General features: G+C 74.4%; 1 protein-coding gene. It reads right to left on the minus strand.

Annotation, left to right across the window (positions count from 1 at the left end; genetic code table 11):
* The coding region (locus ACZ56B_RS32590; RefSeq protein ID WP_468798627.1) for a type I polyketide synthase at positions 1 to 4,672 on the minus strand (4,672 nt) is incomplete at both ends.

Genomic DNA, 4,672 nt, shown 5'->3' on the forward strand with positions numbered 1-4,672 from the left:
CCCCCGGCGACGACATCCATCCGCCACCCGTCACCCACACCGGCCGGCGGCACCAGCACCCCACCCGCCGACATCCGCACCAGACGCGGCACCCACGCCTGGCCTTCGCGGATCGCGACTTGGTCCTCCTCGATGCGGGTGGCGGCCAAGCGGTAGGACTCGGGGGCGTCGTCCACGTCGATGAGCGAGAGACGGCCGGGGTGCTCGTTCATCGCGGAACGGACGAGGCCCCAGACGCCCGCGCCACCGGCGTCGGGCGTCTCGCCGTCGCGGACCGCCACGGCGCCCGACGTCACGACGACCAGGCGCGCGGCGGCGAAACGCTCCTCGGCCAGCCACTCCCGTACGGCTGCGAGCGCCGAGCCGATCGCCTCGGTCCCCGCCCCGGCGGCTACCGTGAGGACAACCCTGTCGGGTGCGTCGTCGTCGCAGGTGGCGAGGGTGAGACCGGCGGTCTGCCAGGGCTGCGGAACGGCCGGGGGTCGCAGGAAGGTCACCCGGTCGGGCGCGTCCGTCGTCCGCTCGGCCCCGGACCCGGAACCGGCCCCGGGCAGGGTCGGCCTCGAGGTCGGGGCCGGGGTCCACTCCATCCGGTAGAGGTCTTCGGTGGCGGCCTGTGCGGCAAGTGCTCCCGTGGACACCGGGCGGAGCAGCAGCGACTCGACGGCGGCGACCGGTTCGCCGGCGGCGTCGGCCACGTGCAGGGCGTACGTGTCCGCACCGCGCGGGGTGAGACGTACCCGCACCTCGTTCGCACCGACGGCCCGGCAGGACACTCCCGACCAGGCGAAGGGCAGCAGAGTGCCCCGCCGCCCGTCGGTGCGGAGTGCCAGTGCGTGCAGCACGGCGTCCAGGAGTGCCGGGTGCAGGGCGTACGAGGTGGCCTCGGCGGCCACCTCGTCGGGCAGGGCGGCCTCCACGTACAGGTCGTCGCCGTGCGTCCAGACGCCTCGCAGGCCGCGGAAGGCGGTGCCGTAGCGCAGCCCCGCGTCGGCCAGTCGCTCGTACAGTCCGCTCGTCCCGACCGGTTGCGCGTCGGCGGGCGGCCAGGTCCGGAGGTCCGGGGCGTGGGGCGTCGCCGGTTCGCTGCTGCTCACCGTGCCTGTGGCGTGCAGGGTCCACGGGTCGTCGTCGCCCGCCGTGTCCGGACGGGCGTACAGCCGCAGGGCGCGGGTGCCGGTGTCGTCGGGAGCGTCCAGGGTGATCTGGACCTGGGTGGCTCCGCGTTCGGGGAGGATCAGCGGGGCTTGGAGGGCGAGTTCGTCGAGGCGGTCGCAGTGGACTCGTTCGGCTGTCGCCAGGGCGATTTCGACGAGGGCCGTGCCCGGGACGACGGTCGCTCCGCCCACCACGTGGTCGGCGAGCCAGGGGGTGGCGGCGGTGGACAGCCGGGAGGTGAGCAGGACCGCGTCCGATCCGGCCACGGTGACGGCGGCGCCGAGCAGTGGGTGGCCGGTCGCCCGGAGGCCGAGGTCGCGCGCGTCGGCGGAACCGCTCGCGTCGCGGAGCCAGTAGCGCTCGCGCTGGAAGGCGTAGGTGGGCAGGGGGGTGCGGGTGGCACCGCTGTCCGCGAACATGGCCGACCAGTCGACCGGGGTGCCGCGTACGTAGAGTTCGGCCACGGCCGTGAGCAGGGTCTCGGGCTCGGGCCGGTTGCCGCGCAGGGCCGAGACGGCGAAGGCGGGCTCCACGAGGGACGACAGGACCGGATCCGGGCCCAGTTCGAGGAAGCGGACGGTTCCGAGGTCACCGACGGCCGTGAGGGCCGCGTCGTGGAAGCGCACGGCGTGGCGGACCTGGCGCACCCAGTAGTCGGGGGTCGTCCAGTCGGTGTCGGTGAGCGCCGCACCGGTCAGGGTGCTGACGGCGGGCAGCGTCGGCCGACGGTAGTCGATCCGGGCGGCGATCTCGGCGAACTCGTCGAGCATGGGCTCCATCAGCGGTGAGTGGAAGGCGTGGGAGACCCGCAGGCGGGTCGTGCGACGGCCGCGATCGGTGACGGCCGCCATGACGCGCTCCACGCCGTCCTCACTGCCGGACACGACGATCGCCCTGGGTCCGTTGACGGCCGCGACCGCCACGTCTTCGGCGTCCCGCAGCACCTCGGTGATCTCGGCCTCGTCCGCCTCGATCGCGGCCATCGCGCCGCCCTCGGGGAGAGCCTGCATGAGCCGGGCGCGGGCGGCCACCAGCCTTACGGCGTCGGGCAGTTCGAAGACGCCGGCCGTGTGGGCGGCGGCGAGTTCGCCGATCGAGTGGCCGAGCACGACGTCGGGGCGCACGCCCCAGGAGTCCAGGAGGGCGGCGAGCGCGGTCTCGACGGTGAACAGGGCCGCTTGGGCGTAGCCGGTTCGGTCGAGCAGGGCGGCGGACGTCGAGCCGTCACCCGCGAACAGCACCTCGCGGAGCGGCAAGGGGAATCCGTCCGCCCCGGCCAGCTCGGCCTCCAGCAACTCAGCCGTCTCGTCGAAGGCGCGCGCGAACACGGCGTGAGAGGCGTGCAGTTGACGTCCCATGCCGAGGCGCTGGCTGCCCTGGCCGGTGAACATCCAGGCGGTACGGCCCTCGACGACCGATCCCGTGACAGCCGGTGCGGCGAGTCCGGAGCGAAGCGCTTCGGCGAGCCCGGAGCGGAGGCTTGCGAGGTCGCGGCCGAGCACGACCGTCCGGTGCTCCAACGCGGCCCGGGAAACCGCGAGTGAGAGCCCGACGTCGAGCGGCGACACGTCGGGGCTTTCGGTGAGGAAGGCGGTCAGCCGCTCGGCCTGAGCGGCCAGGGCAGGCCGGCCGCGGCCCGACAGGACCCACGGGACGACGGGCGGCGGTGTCGGAGACTCGCCACGCCTCTGCGGCGCCGGCGCGGTGGGGGCTTCCTCGATGATCACGTGGGCGTTGGTGCCGCTGATGCCGAACGACGACACACCGGCCCGGCGCGGCCGCTGCCCGCGCGGCCAGGCCCGCTCCTCGGTCAGCAGACGCACCGCGCCCGCCTCCCAGTCCACGTGCGAGGACGGCTCCTCGACGTGCAGGGTGCGCGGCAGCCGCTCCTCCCGCAGCGCCATCACCATCTTCACCACACCGGCCACACCGGCCGCCGCCTGGGCGTGCCCGAGGTTGGACTTGATCGAGCCGAGCCACAGCGGTTCGTCGTCACCGCGCGCCTGCCCGTAGGTGGCGAGCAGCGCCTGCGCCTCGATGGGATCGCCCAGGCGGGTACCGGTGCCGTGCGCCTCGACGGCATCCACCTCGGCGGGCTCGAGCCGGGCGGACGCGAGTGCCTGGCGGATGACGCGCTGCTGGGACGGGCCGTTGGGCGCGGTCAGCCCGTTCGACGCACCGTCCTGGTTGACCGCGCTGCCCCGGATGACCGCCAGCACGGGGTGGCCGTTGCGGCGGGCGTCGGACAGCCGCTCCAGCACCAGGATGCCGCCGCCCTCGGCCCAGCCGGTGCCGTCCGCACTGTCGGCGAAGGACTTGCAGCGGCCGTCACCGGCCAGCCCGCCCTGCCGCGCGAACTCCAGGAAGATGCCCGGCGTGGCCATCACGGTGGCGCCACCGGCCAGGGCGAGATCGCACTCCCCGGCGCGCAGGGCCTGCGCGGCCAGGTGCAGCGCGACCAGCGCCGAGGAGCACGCGGTGTCCACGGAGACGGCGGGGCCCTCCAGCCCGAAGACGTACGACAGCCGGCCCGAGGCGACGCTGGGCGTGCTGCCCGTCAGCAGGTACCCACCGGTCTCGCCCTGCGGGTTCTGCATGTTGCCGCCGTAGCCGCTGCCTGACACGCCGGCGTAGACGCCGGTGGCCGAGCCCCGCAGCGAGGTCGGGTCGATGCCCGCGTCCTCCAGCGCCTCCCAGGCGGTCTCCAGCAGCAGCCGCTGCTGCGGGTCCATCGCCAGGGCCTCCCGCGGGGAGATCCCGAACAGTTCCGCATCGAAGAGGGCCACGTCGTCCACGAATCCGCCGACCGCGGCCAAGCCCTCCAGAAGGGCCGGATCCCAGCCACGATCGGCCGGGAGAGGAGTCAGGCCGTCCCGACCCTCGGCGACCAGGTCCCAGAGCGCGTCGGGCGACGTCGCACCACCCGGGAAACGGCACCCCATCCCGACAACGGCGATCGGCTCGTCCAACGCGGCAGCACGGGCACGGGCATTGGCGGCCGGCGCCTCGTCCGTCTGGTCCGCCGAACCCAGGAGTCGCGTCCTGAGGAAGTCCGCGAGCGACGTGGGTGTCGGATGGTCGAAGACGAGCGTGGCCGGGAGCGTGACGCCGGTGGCCGAGCCGAGCCGGTTGCGCAGCTCGACGGCGGTGAGCGAGTCGAACCCGAGGTCCTTGAAGCTGCGGGACGCGTCGACCGCTCCGGCCGAGGCATGCCCCAGCACGGCGGCCACCTGTCCCTGCACCAGTTCCAGGAGCAGCCGGTCCTGTTCAGTGCTCTGGAGACCGGCGAGCTTGCGCGCCAGAGCGGTACCGGACCCTGCTGCCGGGCGTCCGGCGGCGCGACGCCGACGGTCCGAGGCGGGGACGAGGTCCTGGAGGACAGCCGGGAGTGTGTCCCGGACGGCGGCCAGTGCGGCGGGGCGCAGGGCGACGGGGACGGCGGTCGGCTCGTCGACGAACAGCGCGGCATCCAGCAGGGCCAGGGCCTCCTCGGTGGACAGCGGCGGGAAGCCCT

The organism is Streptomyces sp. NPDC034670 (genome assembly GCF_055574875.1).